Source organism: Trichormus variabilis 0441 (assembly GCF_009856605.1).
Lineage (GTDB): Bacteria > Cyanobacteriota > Cyanobacteriia > Cyanobacteriales > Nostocaceae > Trichormus > Trichormus variabilis.
This window is the reverse complement of the sequence record NZ_CP047242.1, coordinates 1,998,767-2,024,446: the sequence shown is the minus strand read 5'-3', so window position 1 is coordinate 2,024,446 and position 25,680 is coordinate 1,998,767. Positions and strand designations below refer to the sequence as shown.

Annotated in this window: 20 protein-coding genes; 14 read left to right on the top strand and 6 right to left on the bottom strand. The window is 41.2% G+C overall.

Annotated features, from left to right (window positions below; genetic code table 11):
- Nucleotides 1-138 precede the first annotated feature (138 nt).
- Both polA and GSQ19_RS08110 read left to right on the top strand, forming a co-directional pair.
- Nucleotides 139-3,072 (top strand): DNA polymerase I, encoded by a 2,934-nt coding sequence (gene polA / locus GSQ19_RS08115; protein ID WP_011317454.1) that lies wholly within the window; start codon nt 139-141, stop codon nt 3,070-3,072.
- Nucleotides 3,073-3,245: 173 nt separating this feature from the next.
- Complete coding sequence (locus tag GSQ19_RS08110) at nt 3,246-4,217, top strand: alpha/beta fold hydrolase (protein ID WP_011317453.1); 972 nt, start codon at nt 3,246-3,248, stop codon at nt 4,215-4,217.
- Nucleotides 4,218-4,238: 21 nt separating this feature from the next.
- Here GSQ19_RS08110 and GSQ19_RS08105 read toward each other — a convergent pair whose 3' ends face one another.
- Together GSQ19_RS08105 and psb27 are read right to left on the bottom strand one after the other, a co-directional pair.
- Entirely contained in the window at nt 4,239-5,735 is a 1,497-nt protein-coding gene (locus GSQ19_RS08105; RefSeq protein WP_104009881.1) for a family 10 glycosylhydrolase, read from the bottom strand.
- Nucleotides 5,736-6,158: 423 nt separating this feature from the next.
- The gene (gene psb27 / locus GSQ19_RS08100; protein WP_185479042.1) at nt 6,159-6,560 is read right to left on the bottom strand and encodes a photosystem II protein Psb27; all 402 of its coding nucleotides are present in this window, start codon (nt 6,558-6,560) and stop codon (nt 6,159-6,161) included.
- A gap of 415 nt (nt 6,561-6,975) precedes the next feature.
- On the opposite strand from psb27, the gene GSQ19_RS08095 reads away from it, so the two are divergent.
- The 3 genes from GSQ19_RS08095 to ftsH3 all read left to right on the top strand — a co-directional run bounded on the left by GSQ19_RS08095 (nt 6,976) and on the right by ftsH3 (nt 10,651).
- Nucleotides 6,976-7,761 (top strand): hypothetical protein, encoded by a 786-nt coding sequence (locus tag GSQ19_RS08095; RefSeq protein ID WP_011317450.1) that lies wholly within the window; start codon nt 6,976-6,978, stop codon nt 7,759-7,761.
- Nucleotides 7,762-7,930: 169 nt separating this feature from the next.
- Nucleotides 7,931-8,722, top strand: a complete 792-nt coding sequence (locus GSQ19_RS08090) for an aminotransferase class IV (RefSeq protein WP_011317449.1) — start codon at nt 7,931-7,933, stop codon at nt 8,720-8,722.
- A gap of 87 nt (nt 8,723-8,809) precedes the next feature.
- The gene (gene ftsH3, locus GSQ19_RS08085) at nt 8,810-10,651 is read left to right on the top strand and encodes an ATP-dependent zinc metalloprotease FtsH3 (RefSeq protein ID WP_011317448.1); all 1,842 of its coding nucleotides are present in this window, start codon (nt 8,810-8,812) and stop codon (nt 10,649-10,651) included.
- A 111-nt stretch (nt 10,652-10,762) separates the two neighbouring features.
- Here the strand turns inward: ftsH3 and GSQ19_RS08080 are convergent, their stop codons facing one another.
- Complete coding sequence (locus GSQ19_RS08080) at nt 10,763-10,981, bottom strand: hypothetical protein (RefSeq protein WP_010995434.1); 219 nt, start codon at nt 10,979-10,981, stop codon at nt 10,763-10,765.
- Nucleotides 10,982-11,308: 327 nt separating this feature from the next.
- On the opposite strand from GSQ19_RS08080, the gene uvsE reads away from it, so the two are divergent.
- Both uvsE and GSQ19_RS08070 read left to right on the top strand, forming a co-directional pair.
- A complete protein-coding gene (gene uvsE, locus GSQ19_RS08075; protein WP_011317447.1) occupies nt 11,309-12,256 on the top strand; it encodes a UV DNA damage repair endonuclease UvsE in 948 nt (315 codons plus the stop codon).
- Nucleotides 12,257-12,315: 59 nt separating this feature from the next.
- Entirely contained in the window at nt 12,316-13,914 is a 1,599-nt protein-coding gene (locus GSQ19_RS08070) for an Hsp70 family protein (protein ID WP_011317446.1), read from the top strand.
- A 128-nt stretch (nt 13,915-14,042) separates the two neighbouring features.
- Here the strand turns inward: GSQ19_RS08070 and GSQ19_RS08065 are convergent, their stop codons facing one another.
- Nucleotides 14,043-14,444, bottom strand: a complete 402-nt coding sequence (locus GSQ19_RS08065; RefSeq protein ID WP_011317445.1) for an endonuclease domain-containing protein — start codon at nt 14,442-14,444, stop codon at nt 14,043-14,045.
- Nucleotides 14,445-14,737: 293 nt separating this feature from the next.
- On the opposite strand from GSQ19_RS08065, the gene GSQ19_RS08060 reads away from it, so the two are divergent.
- Nucleotides 14,738-16,603, top strand: a complete 1,866-nt coding sequence (locus tag GSQ19_RS08060) for an AIPR family protein (RefSeq protein WP_011317444.1) — start codon at nt 14,738-14,740, stop codon at nt 16,601-16,603.
- 64 nt (nt 16,604-16,667) lie between these two features.
- Here GSQ19_RS08060 and acnB read toward each other — a convergent pair whose 3' ends face one another.
- Nucleotides 16,668-19,298, bottom strand: a complete 2,631-nt coding sequence (gene acnB / locus GSQ19_RS08055) for a bifunctional aconitate hydratase 2/2-methylisocitrate dehydratase (protein WP_011317443.1) — start codon at nt 19,296-19,298, stop codon at nt 16,668-16,670.
- Between the two features lie 286 nt (nt 19,299-19,584).
- On the opposite strand from acnB, the gene GSQ19_RS08050 reads away from it, so the two are divergent.
- The 4 genes from GSQ19_RS08050 to GSQ19_RS08035 all read left to right on the top strand — a co-directional run bounded on the left by GSQ19_RS08050 (nt 19,585) and on the right by GSQ19_RS08035 (nt 22,193).
- The gene (locus GSQ19_RS08050; protein ID WP_011317442.1) at nt 19,585-19,899 is read left to right on the top strand and encodes a 2Fe-2S iron-sulfur cluster-binding protein; all 315 of its coding nucleotides are present in this window, start codon (nt 19,585-19,587) and stop codon (nt 19,897-19,899) included.
- Nucleotides 19,900-20,061: 162 nt separating this feature from the next.
- Nucleotides 20,062-20,244: a hypothetical protein gene (locus tag GSQ19_RS08045; RefSeq protein WP_011317441.1), complete on the top strand. Its 183-nt coding sequence runs from the start codon at nt 20,062-20,064 to the stop codon at nt 20,242-20,244.
- A gap of 248 nt (nt 20,245-20,492) precedes the next feature.
- Entirely contained in the window at nt 20,493-21,527 is a 1,035-nt protein-coding gene (locus GSQ19_RS08040; RefSeq protein ID WP_011317440.1) for a DUF3326 domain-containing protein, read from the top strand.
- Between the two features lie 84 nt (nt 21,528-21,611).
- A complete protein-coding gene (locus tag GSQ19_RS08035; RefSeq protein WP_011317439.1) occupies nt 21,612-22,193 on the top strand; it encodes a CPBP family intramembrane glutamic endopeptidase in 582 nt (193 codons plus the stop codon).
- 161 nt (nt 22,194-22,354) lie between these two features.
- Here the strand turns inward: GSQ19_RS08035 and purN are convergent, their stop codons facing one another.
- The gene (gene purN, locus GSQ19_RS08030; RefSeq protein WP_011317438.1) at nt 22,355-23,011 is read right to left on the bottom strand and encodes a phosphoribosylglycinamide formyltransferase; all 657 of its coding nucleotides are present in this window, start codon (nt 23,009-23,011) and stop codon (nt 22,355-22,357) included.
- Between the two features lie 314 nt (nt 23,012-23,325).
- On the opposite strand from purN, the gene GSQ19_RS08025 reads away from it, so the two are divergent.
- Both GSQ19_RS08025 and GSQ19_RS08020 read left to right on the top strand, forming a co-directional pair.
- Nucleotides 23,326-24,210 carry a carbohydrate ABC transporter permease gene (locus tag GSQ19_RS08025; protein ID WP_011317437.1) on the top strand — a complete coding sequence of 295 codons (885 nt, stop codon included), beginning with the start codon at nt 23,326-23,328 and terminating at the stop codon, nt 24,208-24,210.
- A gap of 163 nt (nt 24,211-24,373) precedes the next feature.
- Nucleotides 24,374-25,429 (top strand): lysophospholipid acyltransferase family protein, encoded by a 1,056-nt coding sequence (locus GSQ19_RS08020; RefSeq protein ID WP_011317436.1) that lies wholly within the window; start codon nt 24,374-24,376, stop codon nt 25,427-25,429.
- Nucleotides 25,430-25,680: the final 251 nt, after the last annotated feature.

Here is a 25,680-nt window from a genome sequence, read left to right as displayed (position 1 = left end):
CAGCCAACGCGAGGAGAGAGGTTAGAGTGCATCCCATACAAACGAGAAGCACTATATCTTGCGTTGAGAAGCTTTGATAAATATTAATCCAAGTTTTTGTATTGCTTTTTGCGTAAAGCTTTTGGCTAAAATAAGGCTATGTCTGAAAACTCTCCTTCTGTAACTACAACTACTACACGCCCCACGTTCATCCTTGTAGATGGACACTCCCTGGCTTTCCGTTCATACTTTGCCTTTGCTAAAGGACGGGATGGTGGGCTGCGTACTAAGACAGGTATTCCTACCAGTGTTTGCTTTGGCTTTCTAAAGTCTTTACTGGAAGTTATGGCTACACAACAACCGCAAGCAATGGCGATCGCTTTTGATTTGGGTTTACCAACTTTCCGCCACGAAGCCGACGATACCTATAAAGCTGATCGCCCCGGAACGCCAGAGGATTTTGTCCCTGATTTAAAAAACCTCCATGAATTACTGGAAGGCTTCAACCTACCAATTTATACAGCCCCCGGTTATGAAGCTGATGATGTTTTAGGAACCTTGGCACAAAAAGCCACCGCCGAGGGGTATAAGGTAAAAATTTTGACAGGCGATCGCGATTTGTTTCAATTAGTAGATCCCGAAAAAGAAATCACTGTCTTAAACTTCAGTCCTGATGCGCTCAAACGTTCTACCAACAGCATTACGGAAGTTAGCACTGAACAAGTTAAAGAAAGATTAGGTGTCTTACCTACTCAGGTTGTTGATTTTAAAGCCCTCTGTGGCGATAAATCAGATAATATTCCCGGTGTGAGAGGTATCGGGGAAAAAACCGCAGTTCAGTTACTTAGTACCTATGGTTCCCTTGATGGAGTGTACAAAGCATTAAATGAAATTAAAGGCGCGACTCAGAAGAAACTAGCAGAAGGAAAAGAAGATGCGGCTAAGTCGCAATTTTTGGCAAAGATAGTTGTAGATGTACCCTTAGAAGTTAATTTAGAAGATTGTAAATTAGTAGGATTTGATGAAAGCCTGCTCATTCCTATTTTAGAAAAACTAGAATTTACTCGTTTCTTATCCCAAATCAACGACCTACAGCGACGCTTTGGTGGCACAGTTGTAGAAGTAGAAAAAACTGAAGTAGCGGCGATAGAAACCACCAAATTTGAAGATGATGATATTGCTTTTTACACTGCTGAAGAAACACAAGCAATTCAACAAAATCAACCAGCTTCACCAATTCAACCACGGATTATTAATACTGAAGCCAAACTCATAGAGTTGGTGCAGATATTACAACAATTCACCAACCCAGAAACTCCCGTTGCTTGGGACACGGAAACTAGCGGCTTAGAACCACGGGACGCGGCTTTGGTAGGGATTGGCTGCTGCTGGGGAACTGAAGCCGATGCTAGTGCTTATATTCCCCTGGCTCACACAAAAGGGGAAAATTTAAGTCAGGATATTGTCCTTACGGCGCTGCGTCCGATTTTAGAAAGTGCTGATTATCCGAAGACTTTTCAAAATGCTAAATTTGACCGTTTAGTTTTTCTAGTTCAAGGAATTAATTTAACTGGCGTTGTATTTGATCCGATGTTGGCTAGTTATGTTTTAAATCCAGATACTAGCCATAATTTAACTGACCTAACTCAGCGTTATTTGGGGTTAACAATTCAAAATTATGTAGATTTAGTTCCTAAAGGTAAAACTATCGCGGATATAAATATCTCTGCTGTAGCTAATTATTGCTGTTTACAAGTTTATGCCACATTCCAACTTGTAGCTAAATTGCGGGAAGAACTAGCCAAAACTCCTAATTTGGATAAATTGCTTAGGGAAGTAGAACAGCCGCTAGAATCCGTTTTAGCAACAGTAGAATATACTGGTGTCCGGATTGATTCAGCTTATCTACATGAATTATCCCAACAATTAGAAATAGATTTAGCTAAATTACAGGAACAAGCAACTGAACTAGCTGGGGAAAAATTTAATTTAGGTTCTCCCAAACAATTGAGTTATATATTGTTTGAAAAATTGGGATTAAGTACTAAATATTCACGGAAGATTCAGACTGGTTACTCTACAGATGCAGCAACTTTAGAGAAACTCCAAGAAGTTGATGAAACAGGCTTTGTTAATGCCATTACTGAGTATCGTACTTTATCGAAATTAAAATCTACTTATGTAGATGCTTTGCCAGCATTGGTACGTCCAGACACTCAACGAGTACATACAGATTTTAATCAAACAGCAACGTCAACTGGTAGGCTATCTTCATCTAATCCTAATTTACAAAACATCCCCATTCGTACGGCTTTTAGTCGGCAAATTCGCAAGGCATTTTTACCAAAATCAGGTTGGTTAATGGCGGCGGCTGATTACTCACAAATTGAGTTACGAATTTTGGCTCATTTGAGTCAAGAACCGTTATTAGTGCAAGCCTATCAGCAGAATGAAGATATTCATACAGTCACCGCCAAATTAGTTTTTGAAAAAGATGATATCAATTCAGATGAGCGCAGAATAGCCAAAACTATTAACTTTGGTGTGATTTATGGTATGGGTTCTTTAAAATTTTCTCGTTCAACGGGAATAGATAAAAATGTAGCGAACGAATTTATTAAAAGATTTAACGAACGCTACGCCAAAATCTTTGCTTATTTGGAAGGAGTGAAAAAACAAGCGATATCTCTTGGTTATGTTGAGACGATACTCGGTCGGCGGCGGTATTTTAATTTTGATAGCACAAGTTTGCTTAACTTAAAAGGTAGCAACCCAGAAGATATTGATTTAAGCAAATTGAAAAATTTAGGTGCTAAAGATGCTGGTTTATTGCGGTCTGCTGCTAATGCCCCTATTCAAGGTTCTAGTGCTGATATTATCAAAATCGCAATGGTGCAGATTCATGAAGTTCTCAAGAAATATCAAGCGCGGTTACTGTTACAAGTCCACGATGAATTAGTCTTTGAAGTTCCTCCCCAAGAATGGGCAGAATTACAACCACAAATTAAATCAGTGATGGAAAATGCAGTTAAGTTAAGTGTGCCGTTAGTGGTTGATGTACGTGCAGGGGAAAACTGGATGGAAACGAAGTGATGGGTAATTGGTAATTGGTTGTAGGAGTGTAGGGTGCGTCAGTGTGATAGAACCTAACTATACTTAGAAAGTATTCATACTGACGCACCCTACCAAACCATCAATTTTGGATAATTTATATTTTGGTATTTCCTGAGTTAAGTAGTTTTAGTTATTACTACTGTTATTTACTTATGACCATTTATAGCCCGGATACGATTAATTTTAATGGTGTGAATGGCGATCGCTATTGGTTCGATGAACCTTTTCCTTATACTGGAGTAGGTGATATTGATGAGCGCTTGAGTGGCTTCCCTGTGGCGGTGTTTCTTCCCCATCATCGACCGCGACAAGAAACACCCCTAGTTATTGGTTTGCAAGGGATGTGTGCGCCCTATGGTTGGAATGCTTTCATTGTCCCTACACTCACAGAAATGGGGATTGCTGTAGCTTTATTTGATCCACCATTATCAGGGGAACGTAGCTTAGTACGTACCTCCACAACCTTAGTACAGAACGAAATTAAGCCATTAATAGACAGAGGTATTCCCTTTGATACGGCGCTATTTTTGTCTATTTTTCGCACAACCGCCCGTGATATTAGCAAAATCAGAGAATTTTGTGGCGATCGCTACGGACTCACTGACTCACGACTGGCATTATTTGGAGTGAGTATGGGGGTATTGCTGTCTGCATACGCTTTCACCGCTAATAGTTTAGGGGATAGATTACTCGGAACCATTGGTCATGCAGACCTCCCATCCTTCGCTAAAAGTTGGGGTCGTCCATTTTTACCAGACTTAGCAGCCTCTCCCTTGGGTGGATTAGCAGAATCACTATTGCAACGATTACAGCCAGATTTAGCCCCTTTATTCCAGCTTTTACGATTAACGAAAAATCTTAAATATCAAGATGAATATGCTTGGGATTGCAACCCCATGAACTATATTCAACAAGTCGATTCACACCGTCGAGTCCGCTTTTTAGTAGGTGCTAATGATTCCATTGTCAAAATAAAAGATGCTCGTGCTTGCGCGCAAAAATTCCCCGATGGTGATTGTTATGTCGTCCCTGGTATGGGACATGGAACCAGACAATCAGGAGTTTCCTTTGTCGATCATGTACGCTATTTCTTAGCGACACAGCTAGGTGATTGGTGTGGGTAAATCTATCACAATTACAAATGATTAATTACGGCAAGATTTGCGATCGCTATCATGTTCTGGATACTGCCAAGAATAAGCAAAATGGCTTACACCCTTGAGTTTAGATGCAAATGGTCGTAGCGCCTGCATTTGTACTTCTAGGGGAGGACGATTACTGACTGATTCTCCCCAGTTCCCCGCTAACGCCGGAATAATCTTTGTCCCTGGTTGAGCCATGCTTAAGACTCGCTGTACTTGCTCCACAATACAATTGACATTGCCGCAGGTAGCATAAGACATGGGATGCCATTGTAAGGAATTAGGGAATTTATCCCAAGGTTGCAAGCGAGAATCATAACCTTGTCCTACTGTTTGATTGCCATCAGGGAAAAAGACAACACCAGTAGGAATATTGATTTGTTTGGCTGGGTGGGTAGCTAAAGAGACAAAATCTATAATACCCTGCATAGAATGAGCGATCGCCAATAGCCACAAATCCATTTGTAAAATTGGTTGTCTAGCTGTGGGTGTCATTAATGACTTCTGCTGTGGTGGTACAATGCGACCTTGCCACATAGGTTCACCCTCTTGAGGATAAAGTTGATCAACATCGTTGATATCTGCTGGGGTGACATAACCTTGGCTCAAAAAGCGACGAATTAACTCCAACCCCTTCTTATTCTGGGCGCGACGAAATAAAGCTGCTTGGGTAGCCTCCGTATACAACCACAAATCTGCAACTTTAGTAGCAATAGAATTACTACCTGCTTGGCGTGGGTAACGCACATAGTCAAACAACAAACCATCTGGACGACGGCGGACTATTTCTTGAACCATGCGATAGTAGTCGCGTTTGGCTTGTTCGTTGTATGGGTCAATGAAGACTTGAGACCCATTATCGACAACGTATAAACTAGTTTGACCTTTACCATTGCGAGCGATCGCACCTTCCCTATCTCGCCGCAGTGCATAATTATAACCAAAATTATTCGTATACAACCAACCGTAGACTTTTAAGCCCCGTTGTCGTCCTTTTTGAATTGCTGTAGCTAGTAAATCAACTTTTTCTGCGCCCTTTGTGCGAATCACAGACGGCCAAACTGTCGGGTTAGCAGATGCGGGTAACAACACTCGCCCATCGTAGAATACCTCTAGATAAACTTCGTTATAGCCACGATTAACCATCCGATCCATAATTTGGTCTATAGCCCCTGGTTTCATATCGCAAGGATATAAACGTAACCATACGGCTTGGATGTTCGGCCATGTGCGACTACGACATTTTTGTAATTCCTGAGCCTGTTGTTTGATTAGTCCTTGATAGCGTTTTCGCGCATCTTGATTGCCTTTGAGCGCCGATAAACGTAGCTTTTCTTTTGTTTGTGCTGCTGTTGATGATATCTGGCAAAATTCTGTTACCTGTGCCTGGACTGGTTCTATCCCCAAATAGGGAAGCAAAAGGCTGCTAGTGAAAATTGCTGTTACTAGCTGTCGGTAAAGTAATCTTATTCTTACATGATTCAAGGGACGGTTAGACATATTGGACATCAAAAGGACAAATCAAACTTCATCCCAATTTAAGTAACTGGGATGAATATGTATCAAATTTTATGCGCCAAAAAAAACTTTTGCCGCTTGAATACTAAAACCTATGTTTATGTAATCAAATGTTGTATTCTGTTAAATTATTAAAACTACCTAAGCAACAACATCCTACCAATGGGATATTTGTTGGTCTAATCAGCAATAAATTAGGGGTATAGAGGTATAAATCAATTCAAAATAGATGTTTTAAACCCTTACACCCTTACACCCCTACCTTTACACCCGTCCTCAACAGAAAATCTGGGTGCGTAAGTCATATAAATATTGTAAATATTTGAGAAATTTAGAATTTTTAATTACTCTAGTCAAGAGCCGCTAGTTTTGACTCTTGACTGTGCAAACTAAGATAGTAGATAGTTAAGCACCCCGTTTTAGTGCTGACTCTACCTGCTTGAACTCTTGCTCTAAACGACTCTTAAGCTTTTGTGGTACAGGTCGATTCGGATAAGAACTGTAGTGTCCAGCTAGGGAATTGAGAGCTGTTCGCATAGTTGTAAAGGAATTCAGACCAGAAACAGAGTTAACCCTTTGATAGCGAGCAGAAAAATCATTTATTTTTTGCCGAGCCTCTGCTTGGAGTGCAGCTTTGTCTGGTGAATCTTCTGTTATCTCTAGAGCTTGTCTCAACGTATTGACGACAGCCAAAGTATCTTGGCGATAATCACCTGTCAAACTATCTGGACTACCGCAGCCTACTAAACCAATAGCTACAACTAGGACAAGGGCAAGCAGACGTGACCAATAGCGCTTCATAAGCATTATGTAAAAGAATACGTAAATCAACGTCCATCCTATCTTGGATTGGTATCTTGGGATCAAGCTCGTGGTGAGTGCCATTAGCGTAGCCAAGCATTAGCGCCTGCTGAACTAAGCGTACAGCAAGCTAAAAATAATACTAATTTTCCCTAATTTTTGTAACATCCAGATGACTGTAGAGGCTGACGACCGTTCCCTAATAAATATACTGTAGGGCTTACGTACAAGGGTTATCTGTTGAGACCAGGTGTAAGGGTGTAAGGGTTTCACACATTTATACCCCTATACCCTTCTCCAAACCCTTGATCTTTCGTTTTCATACGTAAGTCCTAGATTGTTTGTATTCTTTTTTCAAACTGATATAAAGTTAAATGTTTTTACGGGCAAACTACTTATAGGAAAGAAAACTAGAAATATCATGATACTGTCTCGTCAATCTATTCTTGCTCCTTGTGTAGTCTGCTTATGTGCGTTAACCATTAGCTGGATACAATCTCCGCGATTACAAAAGGTACTGAAGAATCAACAAGACACTTCTCTAGCAACACTGGAAAAAGATATTCAAGCAGAGAAACTGAGACTCAATTTACTCAAAAAAACACCCAGTTTTGGCTACGATAACTTAATGGCTAATTGGGTATATTTAAATTTTTTACAATATTTTGGCGACGAAGAAATCAGAGCTAAAACAGGTTACAGCCTCAGTCCAGAATATTTTGAAGTAATTATAGAGCGTGACCCAAGATTTTTAGACGTTTATATTAGCCTTTCCACTAGTATTTCTCTTTATGCTGCTATGCCAGAACGCTCCATTGCATTGATGGAAAAAGGCTTAAAATCTCTAAAACCTCAGCTTCCTGAAAAGTCATATCACGTATGGCGCTTTAAAGGAATTGATGAGTTACTTTTTCTAGGAAACGCTCAAGCTGCTCAACATTCTTTTGCCACCGCCGCAAGCTGGGCTAGTAACTATACAGATGAAGAAAGCAAACATATAGCCCTCACATCTTTGAGGACAGCTAATTTTCTTAAACAAAATCCTAACAGTAAGTATGCACAAATTTCTACTTGGGCAATGATATTAAATAATCAAGTAGATGACACAACACGTAAAAGAGCGATTAGTGAAATTGAAAAGTTAGGAGGAAAATTCATCACTACCCCTGAAGGGGTTACTAGGATTATGTTTCCACCAAAAGATTAGTCAGAGACGCGATTAATCGCGTCTGTACAGTTGTCAGTTGTCATTGGTCAATAGTCAATAGTCAATAGTAATTCTTCTTTGCTTCCCCTGCTTCCCCTGCTCCCCTGCTCCCCCTGCTTCCCCTGCTCCCCCTGCTCCCCCTGCTCCCCCTACTCCCTCAATCCCCAAAATGTTCTGGTACAACGGTAAGCTAATTAATTCCCAAACCTTGGAGTTAGATATTTATGATCCTGGGTTACTTTATGGGGCAACTATTTTTACCACACTGCGAATTTATGGGCATTCTCTCGATCATAGTTTAACTAGTTGGCAGGCACACTGCGATCGCCTCCACACTTCCATTCGATCTTTCGCTTGGGAACAACCAGACTGGAACCGTATCCGCCAAGGTGCAGAAATACTGTTAACTCATTTCCCCGTTCTCAGAATCACTATTTTTCCTGATGGTAGGGAATGGATAATTGGCAGGTATTTACCCCAGAATTTATTAGAAATCCAAAAATATGGCGTATCTTGCACCATTGCTGAACCAGAAATATATCGTAGTTTGCCTTCTCATAAAACTGGTAACTATCTGAGTGCGTGGATGGCTAAAACTTATGCGGCAAAGTTAAACTCCCAAGAAGCAATTTTAGTGAATACAGCCGGAAATTGGCTAGAAACCACCACAGGCAACCTTTGGGGATGGCAAAATGGGAGTTGGTGGACACCACCTTTAACAGAGGGAATTTTACCGGGGATTGGACGACAGCAGCTAATCCACTGGCTGCAAACTCATCAACAAACGGTGCGGGAGGAGCCTTGGACATCTGAGCTAGTCAACGGTTTTGAAGCGATCGCCTACACTAATAGTGTGGTGGAAGTTATTCCCATACATACCGTTTACCAGCCCACAGAATCGTTACAATATGATCCCTACCATCCACGCTTGCAAAAACTTAGGGAACTATTCTTAGCATGACAGATGTATCATTTTGGTATACGTTAAGATAAGTTAACATAATTCTAATAATGCCCTACGCACAAAAATACGGGAGGATAAACCTCGGTGAATAAAAGATGGAGAAATGCGGGGCTGTACGCGCTGCTATTTATTGTTGTAATTGCGCTTGGCACAGCTTTTTTTGAAAAACAACCCCAAAGTCGGGAATCATGGCGCTATAGCCAGTTTATTCAAGAAGTTGAAAAAGGCAGAGTAGAAAGAGTTAGTTTGAGTGCAGACCGTTCCACGGCACTAGTCACACCCAAATATGACCCTAGTAAAAAACTTGTTACTTTAGTCAACGATCCAGAATTAATTAATACTCTGACTGCAAGAGGCGTTGATATTACTGTTTTGCCACAAACCGATGAAGGATTTTGGTTTAAAGCATTAAGCAGCTTATTTTTCCCTGTATTACTTCTGGTGGGCTTATTCTTCTTACTCCGTCGCGCCCAAAGTGGCCCTGGTAGCCAAGCCATGAACTTTGGCAAATCCAAAGCCAGAGTGCAAATGGAGCCACAAACCCAAGTTACCTTTGGTGATGTTGCGGGGATTGACCAAGCAAAATTAGAACTAAACGAAGTCGTAGACTTTCTTAAAAACGCCGATCGCTTTACTGCTGTCGGTGCGAAAATTCCTAAAGGTGTTTTGTTAGTAGGGCCTCCAGGTACAGGTAAAACCCTCCTAGCTCGTGCAGTAGCCGGGGAAGCAGGCGTACCTTTCTTCTCCATCTCTGGTTCTGAGTTTGTAGAAATGTTCGTTGGTGTGGGTGCGTCCCGCGTCCGCGATTTATTTGAACAAGCTAAGTCCAACGCTCCTTGTATCGTCTTCATCGATGAAATCGACGCTGTCGGTCGTCAACGGGGTGCTGGTTTAGGTGGTGGTAACGATGAACGGGAACAAACCCTTAACCAGTTACTCACCGAAATGGATGGTTTTGAAGGTAACACTGGCATCATCATTATCGCTGCTACCAACCGTCCCGACGTACTCGATGCCGCCTTGTTGCGTCCTGGTCGCTTTGACCGTCAAGTTGTTGTTGACCGTCCCGACTACGGCGGACGTAGCGAAATTCTCAAAGTTCACGCCCGTGGTAAAACCTTGGCTAAGGATGTGGACTTGGATAAAATCGCTCGTCGTACCCCCGGATTTACCGGTGCAGATTTATCCAACCTGCTAAACGAAGCCGCAATCTTAGCAGCACGGCGCAACCTGACCGAAATTTCGATGGACGAAATCAACGACGCGATTGACCGCGTGTTGGCTGGGCCAGAAAAGAAAGACCGCGTAATGAGCGAAAAACGCAAAGTCCTGGTAGCTTATCACGAAGCTGGTCACGCTTTAGTTGGTGCATTGATGCCCGACTATGACCCAGTACAAAAAATCAGCATTATTCCTCGCGGACGTGCCGGTGGTTTGACTTGGTTCACCCCCAGCGAAGACCGCATGGATACAGGTTTATACAGCCGCGCTTATCTGGAAAACCAGATGGCTGTAGCTTTGGGTGGTCGGATTGCTGAAGAAATTATCTTTGGTGATGAAGAAGTTACTACAGGTGCTTCCAACGACTTACAACAAGTAGCCCGTGTAGCCCGTCAGATGATTACCCGATTTGGCATGAGCGATAAACTCGGCCCTGTCGCCCTCGGTCGTCAGCAAGGCAATATGTTCCTCGGTCGTGACATCATGTCAGAGCGTGACTTCTCGGAAGAGACTGCTGCTGCTATTGATGAAGAAGTTCACAAACTAGTAGAAACAGCATATACCCGTGCTAAAGATGTGTTGGTAAATAACCGCCACATCCTCGACCAAATCGCGCAAATGCTGGTTGATAAAGAAACAGTAGATGCCGATGAGTTACAAGAAATTTTGGCAAATAACGATGTAAAAACAGCCGCGTTTGCCTAATTTCTGTTTTTGATTCAAAGCCAAAAAAAGGTAACTCTGAGTTTTCAGAGTTACCTTTTTTATAAATGAATTTTTTCATACCAGTTCTACCTGTGAAGCACTCCAAGCTGATTAAACCTTAGAAGTTGGCTTCAAAAATAGCCAGGCGACGAAGAATGTAGCAGCCGTAAAAAGTTGCGTTAAATCCAATGCAGATAGATAACCATCGGCAAAGGAAGCAATACTGCGGTCAGTAATGCCAAATACCCAAGAGGAGAGGCCAAACAGCCAGATTCCATTCTTGAGGTTACCTACAAATTCTTTAGAGTCAGACTGTTGTTGGTCTTTCATATTACCCTATTATTTTGCTGGTACAGTTTGTGACTGTTGACAAAAATGCTGCTGTGTACAGGTTATTTTAGGTGATACACTTATATTAATAAATATTTCACAAGCTTGACAGGATTACTAAAAAATACATCTAAATTTTATTAACGGTTTACTCAGTACCTCAGTAGATTAGGAAGTGCTATAAACGCTTTCTACCAACAGTTAGATGTTTTTACTGTGGGAGTACAAAATTTATATCTCATAGCCTCTCCAACCTGAGGCTTTAGATACTATCCACGCATTGAAAAAAATAAGTTTAATAAAACAGTGGTAACCATAGATAATTCAATGACTGCAACCCAGTTAAACAACCTGCCTCAGACGGCGCAGCTACGAAAAAACGCTCAACCAGAGTTAGGACTGGTTTGCATTACATTTGATAAAAAAGTGCGATTTCGGACAATGACGCGCACACGTTATTTACAACTTTCTCTTGCTCAACGTGAAAGCAGCTTAAGAGAAATATATCTGCATAACTTACAGTGCTTACATGATGCCCTCACATTTTGTCAGGAAAATGATCTTCGCCTATATCGCATTTCCTCGGCTTTATTTCCCCTCAGCGATATGGAAGACCAAATTGGGGCAAATATATTAGAAGAAATCAGCACTGATTTAGGGAAAATTGGTGAGCGATCGCAAGCTCTTAATATCAGAATGGTACTACATCCAGATCAATATGTAGTCCTCAGTTCCGACTCTCCCGAAATCGTCCAAACTAGTATCAAAATCTTAGAACGACACGCCCGGACTTTCGACTTATTAGGCTTACCTCGTTCTCCTTGGTCATTAATGAACATTCATGGCGGTAAATCTCAACGTAGTGAACAACTGATCAAAGTCATCGCCAACCTGCCAGAAAACATCAAAAACCGATTGACCTTAGAAAACGACGAATACGCTTACAGCGCTGAAGAAATCTTCAACGTGTGCCAAAAAGCTCAAATACCAATGGTCTTTGATGCCCATCATCATATTTGCCACGAAAACCTAGATAGCTACGACCATCCCAGCGTCGCCGCCATGTTGTCCGCCGCCAGAGAAACCTGGACAAACCCAGAATGGCAACTAGTCCATATTTCCAACGGCGAACAAGCTTTCAATGATCGCAAACACAGCAATCTCATCACCAATATGCCCAACATCTATAGACAAGCCCCGTGGATAGAAGTCGAAGCCAAACACAAAGAAGTAGCGATCAACCATTTGCGCTCATGGTGGCTTATGGGACAATAGTTCTTTGATATAAAAGCACTTTGTGACTTTGCGCCTTTGCGCGAACATAATAAAAGAATATGGCGATCGCGATTGACTTTGGTACAAGTAACACTGTAATTGCTCGTTGGAACCCCGTCACCCAACAACCAGAAACCATCACCTTACCTGGCTTATCCATCCAGCAAAGCCTTAATCCCCCATTAATTCCCAGCTTGGTTTATGTAGAAGATGCCAACCAAGCTAAAATCTTAATAGGGCAACAAGTACGCGATCGCGGTCTTGACCTCAAAGGTGATACTCGATTCTTTCGCAGCTTCAAACGAGGAATTGGGGCAGATATCCAAGGCTTTTTACCAGAACTAGACGGGCAAATTGTCACCTTTGAACAAGTCGGACAATGGTTCCTCACCGAAGTTATTCAACAACTAGCACCCCTAGAAGGCGGCTTAGATTCCCTAGTATTAACCGTCCCCGTTGATAGCTTTGAAGCTTATCGTTATTGGTTAGGTCAAGTCTGCCAAGCCCTACCTGTGGAACAAGTGCGGATGTTAGATGAACCCACAGCCGCCGCTTTGGGTTATGGTTTAGCAGACCAAGAAATTCTCTTAGTAGTTGACTTTGGTGGCGGGACATTAGATTTATCCCTCGTCCAGTTAAATAAAAGCGCCCAAACAAATACTAAACCTGTAGGATTCTTACTCAAATGGGGTAATAAATCCCTAGCAGAAGAATCTAAACAAAAAACCAAAACTGCCCGTGTATTGGCGAAAGCCGGGCAGAATTTAGGGGGTACAGATATTGATAATTGGTTAGTAGATTACTTTACCAAAACTCAAGGATTGGCGGTAAGTCCTTTAACAACGCGACTAGCAGAAAGGATAAAAATTCAACTATCAACCCAAAACCAAGCCAGCGAAGTTTATTTTGATGATGAAAACTTTGAAAGTTACGAATTGGAATTAAATCGGGATACTCTAGAAAGCATCCTCAAAGAACACAGTTTTTTTGAGCAGTTAGATGATGCAATGGCTAATTTATTACAACAAGCACGCCGCCAAGGAATAGAATTAGCAGATATTAACGCAGTGTTATTAGTTGGCGGTACAGTACAACTCCCCGCAGTGCAGACATGGGTAAAGCAATATTTTCAGCCAGATAAAATCCGTTGCGAAAAACCATTTGAGGCGATCGCTCAAGGTGCATTGCAACTATCTCAAGGCGTAGAAATCAAAGATTTTCTCTATCATAGCTACGGTGTGCGCTATTGGGATCGTCGTAATCAACGCCACAGTTGGCATTCAATTATTAAGGCTGGGCAAGGCTACCCCATGACTCAGCCAGTAGAATTGGTCTTAGGCGCTTCTTTGGAGAATCAACCAAGTATTGAATTAATCTTGGGTGAGTTAGGTACAGAGACAGGTGGAACAGAAGTATATTTTGATGGCGATCGCTTAATTACCCGCCGCCTAGATACTGGTGTCACCAGTGTTAAACCCCTCAACGACAAAGAAGGCGCAAGAACCATAGCCCAACTCACACCCCCAGGATTTCCGGGGAGCGATCGTATTAAAATCTTGTTTCAAGTTGATGAACAGCGCTTTTTACGTATCACCGTTGAAGATTTATTGACTAATGATACTTTGCTAGAAAATCAACTGGTGGCACAGTTGAGTTAAATTAGTTTGGGGTGGAATGGATTTAAGTTTACGAATTTTATCTATAATTGAGTGCGATCGCCTAAATCTTCAACATGAAAAAGACAGCAGTTTTTCCCCCTTCCCTCGTAGGGAAGGGGGTTAGGGGGTTAGGTCTCTTCATCACAAACCTGAGCAATCAGCATCAAAACTCGATCAATTTCCTGTACAACTTCCTCATTTCTAATCCTCAACAAACGCAATCCTCTAGCTAACAAAACCCTGTCACGTTCTGCATCATATTCAGCTTGTAATTCATGAATTTTTCCATCCACCTCTATCACTAATCTAGCGGCGTGACAGTAAAAATCTGCAATAAAACCATCAATAATTTGCTGACGACGAAAGTGTAAACCATTGAGACGATTACTGCGAAGATGTTGCCAAAGAATTTTTTCTGCTGGTGTCATTTGGCGACGAAATTCTTTAGCAAGCTGCATTTTATTTGGGTTTATTCTTTGTCCGATAACTATATTGTTAGTTTGGTCTTTTTTCGGTGTTGGATTATTCATGTATGAATTATGGAGGCTGGTGTTGATTCATACATTATGGCTGACCTCTCCCCCAACCCCTCTCCGACGCGGAGAGGGGAGCTAAATTTCTCCCCCTTCCCTTGTAGGGAAGGGGGTCGGGGGGTTAGGTCGGTTTGGGATGTTGGAGGAATGTGATCGCTCTGTCAAATGTTGTACATTGTACATTAACATAAGGATAGATTCATTTTTATACCCCTCAAAACAAAAAGCATATTATAAGTATGATATAGATAATTATAAGTATTTTTGTATAGATATTGAGGTTCAAAGGTATGATAGACCCAGTAATAAATAGTTTCGTTCAACAATACCTAACAGAATATGAAATAGAATCAGAGGGTGAATACACAGATTTTGAGTTATTCGCTAATTATTGTGTGTTTTCATCTTTCAATCGTAGAACAGAAGACTTTGATGTCACTAAAGTCCACACAGGACAAACTAAAGACACAGGATTAGATGGTATAGGTATTTTTATTGATGATGTTTTAGTTAATTCTGAAGAAGATGCAGAACAGATTATTGGCGATAACAAGAATAGAACTTTGAAATTAAAATTCATTTTTGTTCAAGCAAAACTAAAAAATAGCTTTGAATTTGAAGTTGTTAAAAAAACTATTGATGCAGTACAAGATTTCTTTGCTGATTATAGGGATATACAACCTATATATTCAAGAAGTGAGCAGGTTAAAGAAAAAGCTGCTCTAGCATCTTATTTACTTAAAAAGTATATTATAAATACACGAGACAAGAAACCAGAGTGTCATATATACTATATTTGTATTTCTCATAAAGATGCTGATTCTACAATTAAACTTAAACAAGCAAGACTTGTTAAAGAACTAGAAGAAAAATTAAGGTTTTTGTCAGGAATTAATTTTTACCTATGGGGATCTGACAAAATTGAAAAACTATATAGACAAACCAAGCGTCAAGTCGAAGCTACAATTAGAGTCAGTAAGTATTTTACTTTAAAAGTTCCAGGAGTAAAAAGAGCTTATATAACAGCAGTATCTTTTGAACAGTTTAAAAATATAATTTTGGATGAAGATAAAAATATTAGAGATGTTATTTTTTATGATAATATTAGAGGTTTTTTAGGAGTAGGAGAAGATAATTCAATAAATGAAGCCATAAAAGAAACTCTAAAATCAACAGAAGAAGTAAATCTTTTCCCACTGCTAAATAATGGAATAACAATTATTACGCACAATTTAAATATCATAGATGATGATAAATACCAATTAATTGATTATCAGGTTGTTAATGGTTGTCAAACCAGTCATGTTTTAGATATGTGTAAAGACTTTCCTAACATAGATGATATAATAATACCTGTTAGAATCATTGAAACAGATGATGACAATATCAGAAATAAAATAATAAAAGCAACAAATTCCCAAACAGAAGTTAAAAAAGAATTACTTGCAGCTTTATCTGATTTTAATAAAAAATTAGAAGAATGTTATGAAAGTCAAGAACCGAGACATAGTAAATATCTTTACTATGAAAGAAGACCAGGACAGTTTTTTAATCAAAGCGTTATTAAAACTAGGATTATTAAGATCCAACCTCAGATCAAAAGTTTTACCGCAATGTTTTTAGATGAGCCTCATAAAGTCAAATATTTTGATCAAAAGTTAATTGATAGAATTGGAAGTGATATTTTTCACAAGGATCATTATCCAATAGCATATTACACAAGTTCATGGGCGTTTTATCAGTTGAACTCTCTGTATAAAAAACCATCATTTAATAGAAATTATAATAAGAAAGATACCTCAACAGTGGTTAAGTATTATTTGTTAATGATTTTTAAATATCTTGCTATTCCTGGTGATTGTGTAAGTTGTAAAAACAAAAAAGAAATTGAAAGATATTGTAATGAATTACTTCGTATTCTTGATAAAACTGAAGAATCAGAAAAAATCTTTGTTGAAGCTAATAATAAATTAATTAGTTTTGCTCAAAAATACAGTCAGCAAAATTTTAAATCTATCTCACCAGACTACGAAAAAATCTGTAAACAAGAATCTTGGACTGATTTTATTTTGACAGAAATGGGAATCACAAATAAAAATCTTTCAAAAGAGAGGCAAAAAGCAATAACGGATAAACAAGGAACTCTTCCTTTGTAAACTTAATAAGCCGGAAGAAATTTATCTAATTAGAGGTGAGCCATGAAGACTCACCCTAGTTAAACTATAGCAACAAAGCTTGCTCCTCCTTAGAAATCACCCGCCCTTCATCCTCAAAACCGACTATTTGATCAAAGTTCAAATACCGATATAAGTTATCAGCAAAAGGATGAATCTTACTTGCCACAATATCAAGATATTCTTGTACTGTGGGGATGCGACCTAATAACGCGCAAACTGCTGCTAATTCAGCAGAACCTAAATACACTCGCGCACCTTTACCCATGCGGTTATTAAAGTTGCGGGTAGAGGTAGAAAATACTGTGGTTCCGTCAGCAACTCGCGCCTGATTTCCCATACATAAACTGCATCCAGGCATTTCTGTTCTTGCACCAGCCGCACCAAAAATGCTGTATACACCTTCCTCTTTTAATTGGTGTTCATCCATGCGGGTTGGTGGTGCTATCCACAGGCGAGTTTTGACTTCTCCTGCACCTTCCAAAACTTTGGCTGTGGCGCGATAATGACCAATGTTTGTCATACAAGAACCAAGGAATACTTCTTGTACTGGGTCATTAGCAACTTCTGATAATAACTTAACATTATCGGGGTCGTTGGGAGCAGCGACAATTGGTTCTTTGATGTCGTTTAAATCAATTTCAATTATGGCTGCATATTCCGCATCTGCATCGCCTTCTAATAACACTGGGTTGGCTAACCATTCTTCCATTTTGGCGATACGGCGTAGGAGGGTGCGGGAGTCTTGATAACCCCGTGCAATCATGTTCTTCAGTAAGGCTACGTTGGAACGCAGATATTCGGCGACTGTTTCAACACTCAGTTTAATGGTGGAACCGGCGCAAGAACGTTCGGCGGTAGCATCGGTAAGTTCAAAGGCTTGTTCGACTTTTAAGTCTGGTAAGCCTTCAATTTCCATGATGCGTCCAGAGAAGATATTTTTCTTGTTCTCCTTCTCGACTGTGAGTAAACCTTGTTGAATGGCGACGTAGGGAATGGCGTTGACAATATCTCGCAAGGTAATTCCTGGTTGCAATTCGCCTTTGAATCGTACCAAAACTGATTCTGGCATATCCAAGGGCATCACACCCAACGCACCAGCAAAGGCGACTAACCCGGAACCTGCGGGGAAGGAAATACCCAAGGGGAAGCGGGTATGAGAGTCGCCACCTGTACCGACGGTGTCGGGTAACAGCATCCGGTTGAGCCAAGAGTGAATGATACCATCACCGGGACGTAAGGCGACACCCGCGCGGGAAGAGAAGAAATCTGGTAGTTCGTGGTGAGTTTTGATGTCTACGGGTTTGGGATAGGCGGCGGTATGACAGAAGGTTTGCAGGACTAAATCAGCACTGAAACCTAAACAAGCCAGTTCTTTTAATTCGTCGCGGGTCATGGGGCCGGTGGTATCCTGGGAACCAACGGTAGTCATGATGGGTTCGCAAGATGTACCGGGACGGACACCTGGTAAACCGCAGGCTTTACCTACCATTTTCTGGGCTAGGGTGTAGCCTTTACCTGTGTCTGCTGGTGGCTGGGGACGGATAAATAAAGTGCTGGGTTCTAAACCAAGGGCTTGACGGGTTTTGTCGGTGAGGGTACGGCCGATTAGTAGGGGGATGCGTCCACCGGCGCGGACTTCATCGAGGATGGTGTCTGGTTTGAGGGTGAAGGTAGAAATAACTTCGCCGTCTTCGTTGGTGATTTCGCCTTTGTAGGGATAGATGGTAATCACCATACCAGTTTCTAACTTGGTGACATCGCACTGGATAGGCAAAGCACCGGCATCTTCAGCAGTGTTGAAAAAGATGGGAGCGATCGCCCCACCTAAAATATACCCCCCAGCGCGTTTGTTGGGTACAAATGGAATATCTTCGCCTGTATGCCACAAAACTGAGTTAATCGCCGATTTGCGAGAAGAACCAGTACCGACTACATCGCCGACGTAAGCAACGGGATGTCCTTTTTTCTTCAATTCAGTAATAGTTTCTAAGCTTCCAGGTTGCCTTGACTCTAGCATTGCTAGGGCGTGTAAGGGAATATCTGGGCGAGTGGTGGCGTGGGTAGCGGGGGATAAATCGTCGGTGTTGGTTTCCCCTGGTACTTTAAAGACTGTGACGTTAATATATTCTGGCAGTTGGGGGCGAGATGTAAACCACTCGGCTGCTGCCCAAGAATCAACTACCCGTTTAGCGTAGGGGTTGGTTTTTGCTAGTTCCACAATATCGTGAAAAGCATCATACACCAGCAAGGTTTTGCTGAGGGCGGCGGCGGCGTAGGCTGCTATGGGTTCTTTGCCTTCTCCACCCATAACTAAGGGTGTTTCGGAAGAGTCAGAGACGGATACTGTGGCGAATTGCAGCAACTCGATTAAGGATTGCACATTATAGCCGCCTACCATTGTTCCCAACAACTGCACCGCGTCTATGGACGAAATGATGGGACTTTTGACTTCTTGTTTGGCAATGGCGGTGAGAAATCCAGCTTTGACGTAAGCCGCCGGATCAACACCAGGGGAAACGCGATCGCGCAATAAATGTAATAATGTATCTTCTTCACCCTTTGGTGGATTCTTCAGCAATTCACATAATTCTGAAGTTTGTTTTGCATCCAACGGTAAGGGCGGAATGCCTAGTGCTGCTCTTTCGGCAACGTGTTGACGGTATGATTCCAGCATTGTTTACTCCAAGATGTTTGGTTTAACTGTTGGCAAATTTTATAATCACTCTCTAGGTTGCAGGAGAATATCACCTTATCAGTCTTTCCCGGCAGAACTAAAAGAAAGTGAAATTCCTTACTTTATTTTTTTGTCTGGCAAGGACTTATAATTATTACTGTATAGCTACTTTCGGAGTTAAAGCTATTTGCAAATAATTCTTGTGTTGCCCTTGCACTATTTGATTGGCTACCTATTTATAAGATAAGATATTTCATTTGTCATTTGCTTCACTCTGATTTTGTATATGTCTAAAACATACACCGTTGAGATTCTCCACCAAGGCAAAACCCACACTTTACAAGTTCCTGAAGACAAAACCATTTTATCAGTTGCAGATGAACAAGGGCTAGATTTACCTAGTTCTTGCCATGCTGGTGTTTGTACAACTTGTGCTGGTCAAATTATTACCGGAACTGTAGATCAAACTGATGGTATGGGGGTTAGCCCAGAACTACAACAACAAGGTTACGCATTACTTTGTGTAGCTTATCCTCGTTCCGATTTGAAAATTGAAACCGAAAAAGAAGACACTGTTTATCAAAAGCAATTCGGTAAGTAAGATAATTTTGGTAATTGGTAATGGGTAATAGGTAATAGTAAAAAACAATTACCTATTCGCTATTACCCATTACCGTTTACACCAACTATAAAATCAACTCAGTATTTGCATACGGCTGAAATCGGTTATTCTAGAAGCTACAAATCAACTGGATTGACAGCGATGACAACTCATTTTATCAGTGCAGAAATCGACATCCAAGAAACACCCACAGAGTTGCAACAAGCAATTGAGGCTGAGTTGCAAAAGCAAGGTGAACCTCTGCGTTGGGCGATTACTGCTGTAGATGATGAACAGCAAAAGGCGACAGTAGAAGCTGTGGTTACTACTGCTAGTGCTGAGTAGGGAGTTTTCAGGGAACACCAAAAAATAAATTATTCCAAATTGAAGGTTAGTAGGGTGCGTCAGCATGAATAATTTCTTGTCACAGCTAAGTTTTTTCGCACTGACGCACCCTACATTTTGGACATTTTTTTATCTGGAAGTCCCTAAGTGCTGAGTATTGATAAATATTGTGGGTTAAAGTGTCTCCAATTGGAAATTAACCCATCCATCCGCAATAATTTTTAAGCTACATTAACTCAGCACTGAATATGAATCGTCCTTACACTGCTATCTTGATTGTACCTACTGGTATTGGTGCAGCGATTGGGGGATATGCGGGGGATGCTTTACCTATTGCTAGATTAATAGCACAGGTTTGCGATCGCCTGATCACTCACCCCAACGTTATTAACGGTGCTAGTTTATACTGGAATATCCCTAACTCTTTCTATGTGGAAGGTTATGGGCTTGATAAATTCGCCTCTGGATACTGGGGTTTGCGTCCGGTACGCAATAATAAAATTGGGTTACTTTTAGACCAAGGCATTGAGCCAGATTTAAGACTACGACACCTCCAAGCCGCCGATGCAGCGCGCGCAACTTTAGGCTTAACCATCACAGACCATGTAATTACAGATGCGCCCTTGAATGTAGAATTACGGACTGCACCATCAGGGGCAAGTTGGGGGACAATTGGCAACCCCGATAGTTTATTACGAGCGGCGGAAATATTAATTAATAAAAATGGGGCAGAAGCGATCGCCATTGTCGCCCGTTTCCCTGATGATATGAATGAGGAAGCAGCACAAAACTACCGCCACGGTAAAGGCGTAGACCCCATAGCTGGTGCAGAAGCAGTCATTAGCCATTTAGTAGTCAGAAACTTTCACATTCCTTGCGCCCATTCCCCCGCTTTAGCGCCAGAACCCCCATATCCAGGCTTATCACCCCGTTCTGCGGCAGAAGAACTAGGTTATACTTTCTTACCGAGCGTACTCGTAGGTTTAAGCCGCGCACCACAATTTATATTAAAGAAAGAGTTAAGCCAATCTCACCTAGAAGACATTTGGGCAGAGCAGGTGGATGCTATTATCATGCCAGCAACAGCCTGCGGTAGCAGCGCCTTACTCAGCCTAAGCCAAAAGCAATGCCAGATTATCACTGTAGAGGAAAATCAAACCCAAATTCAAGTCCCTGCCCAAGCCTTAGGAATTAAATCCACACAAGTAAAATCTTATTTAGAAGCAGTCGGCTTAATAGTAGCTCACAAAGCAGGCATTAATCCAAAGTCTCTTTGTCAGTAGTCAATAGTCAATAGTCAATAGTCAATTTTCTTCCTCCCCAATCCCCAATCCCCAGTCCCCAATCCCCAATCCCCTAAAACACCCGTGGTTGAACAACAAAAACAAGAACCAGAAATTCCATACTTAACACGTACCCAAGTGCTAGTGGCGATGGGTGTAACTGCCGTCTTGTTGTGGACAGTTGCTAAACTATGGTTACGCTTTGGGAACTTTTTGTTATTTGAATGGCATTGGTACCCAAGAGATTTTTTGCTGGGGCTTGGTGTAGGGTTAATTATTACTGTTTTAAGTGGGCTAGCTTATAGTTTTTGGAAGGCATACCGCAGAAGCGCCGACTATTATTTAGAATTAGTGCTGAAACCCTTAGCTTGGCCTGACTTAATTTGGTTGGGGTTACTACCAGGATTAAGTGAAGAATTATTATTTCGCGGTGTTATGTTACCCGCTTTAGGCTTAGATCATTTCGCCGTTATTGGTTCTAGTTTATGCTTTGGAATTCTGCACCTGAGTGGTTCCCAACAATGGCCTTACGTCATTTGGGCAACCATTGTTGGGGTCATACTGGGGTATAGTGCCTTGTGGAGTGGTAACTTGCTAGTGCCAATTGTGGCTCATATCATGACCAATTTGGTTTCTAGTTGTTTGTGGAAACTACGCCAGTCTTAGAACACAACACTTCCGCTAAATTAGCTAGGACTTACGCACACAGGTTGTCTGTTGAGACCGGGTGTAAGGGTGTAAGGGTTTCAAACATTTATACCCCTATACCCCTATACCCCTATACCCTACACCCCTATACCCTTCTCCAAACCCTTGATCTTTAGCTTTCATGCGTAAGTCCTATTATTTTGAGTCGCCAGAGCGATCGCCTGTGGTAATATACGGTGTTCCTGAATCTGAATTCTGGCGTGGAGTGTTTCTGCTGTGTCATCGGTTAATATTGGCACGGCCGCCTGCATCAAAATCGGCCCGCTATCCACTTCTAGAGAAACTAAATGCACAGTGCAGCCTGTAATTTTTACCTGAGCCTCTAAAGCTTGTTCCACAGCGTGAATGCCTTTAAAACTAGGTAACAAACTAGGGTGAATATTAATAATCTTCCGGGGAAAGGCATCAATTAAAACCGATGTCACCACACGCATCCAACCAGCTAAAACTATCCATTCCACATCATATTGCCGTAGAGTTTCAACAATTTTTTGATCAAGAACTTCCCGATTTTTGTATTCCCGGTGGTTTAACAAAACCGTTTCTATTCCTCTATTAGCTGCTCTAGTTGCTGCTTTAGCCGTGGGATTATTGTAAATTAAAACTTGGATTTGGGCATTGAGTTGCTGGTCTTCAATAGCTTGAGCAACTGCCTCAAAATTGCTACCACTACCAGAAGCCATTACCCCCAGTTTCACAGGAGCGCCATGAGAAAATTGGTGTGTATTAATGCTGGGAGAAACAAGGCTAAAGGTAGAATCAGAGCGGAGGGTCATAAACAATTCAAAATTCAAAATTAGGGAATGGGGACTGGAGACGGGGAAAGAATATACACTCAGCACTTTCAAGCTAGCTACTCATGAGTAAATTTCTTTTACCTACACCCTTAGAGGATGTTTGAAAAATCCCTATTGGTGTAGCCAAATATTTTAGATCCCCCTAAATCCCCCTTAAAAAGGGGGACTTTGATTTTAGTTCCCCCCTTTTTAAGGGGGGTGAGGGGGGATCAACAAGTGTCTAAAATCACAATAAACCAATTTTCAAACACGCTCTTACACCCATTTTCAAGACAGCTGAGAGGAAAATTATAATGCCAAAAATATCCACTAAGTCATGGTTAGACAATGATACATTCGCCGCTTGGACTTTTCTTGCCCCGGCTGTAATTTTGTTGGGTTTATTTGTCCTGTGGCCTATTGCCTATCTGTTTTATCTAAGCTTTACTGCTGGTAGTTTCACTTCCACAGGTACATATTGGGTAGGTTTCAAGAACTACTGGCGATTGTTACTTAACCCTGATTTTTGGCAAGTTATTGGCAACACCGTCTACTTTACCGTAGCTTCTGTAATCCCCAGCTTAGTGATTCCCTTGGGGCTGGCAGTTTTATTGAACCGTTCTATGGCCTTGCGGGGGGTGCTACGTAGTGCCTATTTTCTGCCATCAATTATTTCTCTGGTTGCTGCTGGGTTAGGCTTTCGTTGGTTGTTTCAAACCTCTGGCCCGGTAAACGCATTTTTAAATATATTTGGCATCCCAGCAATTTCTTGGTTAGGCGATACATTTTGGGCAATGCCTGTACTAATTATTTTAAGTATTTGGAAACAACTAGGGTTTAATATGGTGGTGTTCTTGGCAGGATTGCAAGCCATTCCCCCCAGTCGCTACGAAGCCGCAGAATTAGATGGTGCCAATGGTTGGCGACAATTTTGGCATATCACCCTACCAGGATTAAGACCTACTTTAATCTTTGCCACTGTCACCACGGCTATTTTCACATTGCGGAGTTTTGAGCAAGTTTACGTAATGACCGGTGGAGGCCCCTTAAATACAACCAACTTACTGGTTTACTACATTTACCAAGAAGCTTTCGGACAATTCGATTTTGGTTACGCTGCCGCCGCCGCAACAGTACTGTTAGCTATGGCTTTGGTTCTTGTGTATTTACAATTGCGTACTTGGGAAGAGGAAGTATGAGTTGGGTAATTGGTAATTGGTAATAGGAGTATTCAATAATCCATAAACCCTGATTTTCTGTAAAATGTAGTAAATTTTACGTCTATGGTCGGATACAAATGATAAATTTTTCAGGCTAGGATGTTTTCCTGATAAAACTTTTATCCTTGAATATTAAGTATTTGTGATTAATCAACCATCTGAAAGTTTGATAAATACTCACTTAGAGCAGAATATCAACCGGGGGTATAAATTTAGCTGGTTTGATTGGCTTTGTTTGTGGTATCCTCCTGGCTGGTTGATTTTATTTAACCGTCACTGGCAACATTATCATCAAGACCCAGATGGATGGAATTGGTTAGAATATCTGCTGTTTTTAATTCCTTGCGGATTTTATGTAGCATTGTTCAGTAGATGGTTGCGTCTGGGTTGTCGTTCTCCCAGAACAGAGGCTGAGGAATTTAACCCCAATTATCAACAGGCTTTTCGGGAAGAGATTTTAGCCCCAATTGTGCAGCATTATTTCCGTGGGGAATTGCATCAAGTTGAGAATTTACCATCAACAGGCCCGATGATTGTGGCGATGAATCATGCAGGGATGTGTTTCCCTTGGGATTTTATTAGTTTGGGTTATTTATTAGGTCAAACAAGAGGTTGGGTAGCCCAACCAATAGCAGAGGGGTCATTATTTGAACATCCTTGGATGGTGTGGTGGCTACCTCCCAAATGGTCGCAGGTTTTGGGTGCAGTCCGGGCTGATTTGAGTGATTTTGAGGCAGCCGTAGCACAGGGTAAAATTCTGTTATATGCGCCCGAAGGAATACGGGGGCCTTGTAAAGGCTGGCGACAACGTTACCAACTACAGAAGTTTGATTTGAGTTTTGTACAGTTGAGCGATCGCTATCATATCCCCATTCTCCCTGTGGTCTGTATCGGTAGCGAATCTTTACATCCTTGGACGATTAATTTAAAAAAATTACGCAAACTGTTTAAACTACCGTTTTTACCGATATCACCTTTAATATTCGCTTTAATTGTTTTCCCTTCAATGGGTGTTTGGGCTATGAGAACTCGCTTACATTACTTTGTTGAGCCTGTGGAAAAATTAAATGACAAAGTATTTGATTGCGTTTCCAGTCAGGAACGTAAGTTAGTTTATCAACGTACTAAACAATTCCAACAACGATTACAATTTCGCGTGAATCAATTATTAAATAAAAAATTGGATGTGCTGGAATAGGCATTTCCCAGCAAAACCGTGATACTACGTATATCTTATAAATTGATCAATAAGTAAATACAAATACACTGATAAAATAGCCAGATTACGAGAATTTACTAGCAGACATTCTTAGTGAAGATAGAAGCGAAATGTTTACCAGGCAAGAATCACCCGGATGTATTCTAACAATTTGACAGGTTGATAAAGCTTCACAAAAACTTAAGTATATTTATCAACCCGGTAAACAAGATTCCAGCGTTAAAAATAAG

Coding starts and splice junctions, on each gene's coding strand:
- polA (WP_011317454.1), top strand. CDS start 139: ATGTCTGAAAACTCTCCTTCTGTAACTACAACTACTACACGCCCCACG.
- GSQ19_RS08110 (WP_011317453.1), top strand. CDS start 3,246: ATGACCATTTATAGCCCGGATACGATTAATTTTAATGGTGTGAATGGC.
- GSQ19_RS08105 (WP_104009881.1), bottom strand. CDS start 5,735: ATGTCTAACCGTCCCTTGAATCATGTAAGAATAAGATTACTTTACCGA.
- psb27 (WP_185479042.1), bottom strand. CDS start 6,560: ATGCTTATGAAGCGCTATTGGTCACGTCTGCTTGCCCTTGTCCTAGTT.
- GSQ19_RS08095 (WP_011317450.1), top strand. CDS start 6,976: ATGATACTGTCTCGTCAATCTATTCTTGCTCCTTGTGTAGTCTGCTTA.
- GSQ19_RS08090 (WP_011317449.1), top strand. CDS start 7,931: ATGTTCTGGTACAACGGTAAGCTAATTAATTCCCAAACCTTGGAGTTA.
- GSQ19_RS08080 (WP_010995434.1), bottom strand. CDS start 10,981: ATGAAAGACCAACAACAGTCTGACTCTAAAGAATTTGTAGGTAACCTC.
- uvsE (WP_011317447.1), top strand. CDS start 11,309: ATGACTGCAACCCAGTTAAACAACCTGCCTCAGACGGCGCAGCTACGA.
- GSQ19_RS08070 (WP_011317446.1), top strand. CDS start 12,316: ATGGCGATCGCGATTGACTTTGGTACAAGTAACACTGTAATTGCTCGT.
- GSQ19_RS08065 (WP_011317445.1), bottom strand. CDS start 14,444: ATGAATAATCCAACACCGAAAAAAGACCAAACTAACAATATAGTTATC.
- GSQ19_RS08060 (WP_011317444.1), top strand. CDS start 14,738: ATGATAGACCCAGTAATAAATAGTTTCGTTCAACAATACCTAACAGAA.
- acnB (WP_011317443.1), bottom strand. CDS start 19,298: ATGCTGGAATCATACCGTCAACACGTTGCCGAAAGAGCAGCACTAGGC.
- GSQ19_RS08050 (WP_011317442.1), top strand. CDS start 19,585: ATGTCTAAAACATACACCGTTGAGATTCTCCACCAAGGCAAAACCCAC.
- GSQ19_RS08045 (WP_011317441.1), top strand. CDS start 20,062: ATGACAACTCATTTTATCAGTGCAGAAATCGACATCCAAGAAACACCC.
- GSQ19_RS08040 (WP_011317440.1), top strand. CDS start 20,493: ATGAATCGTCCTTACACTGCTATCTTGATTGTACCTACTGGTATTGGT.
- purN (WP_011317438.1), bottom strand. CDS start 23,011: ATGACCCTCCGCTCTGATTCTACCTTTAGCCTTGTTTCTCCCAGCATT.
- GSQ19_RS08025 (WP_011317437.1), top strand. CDS start 23,326: ATGCCAAAAATATCCACTAAGTCATGGTTAGACAATGATACATTCGCC.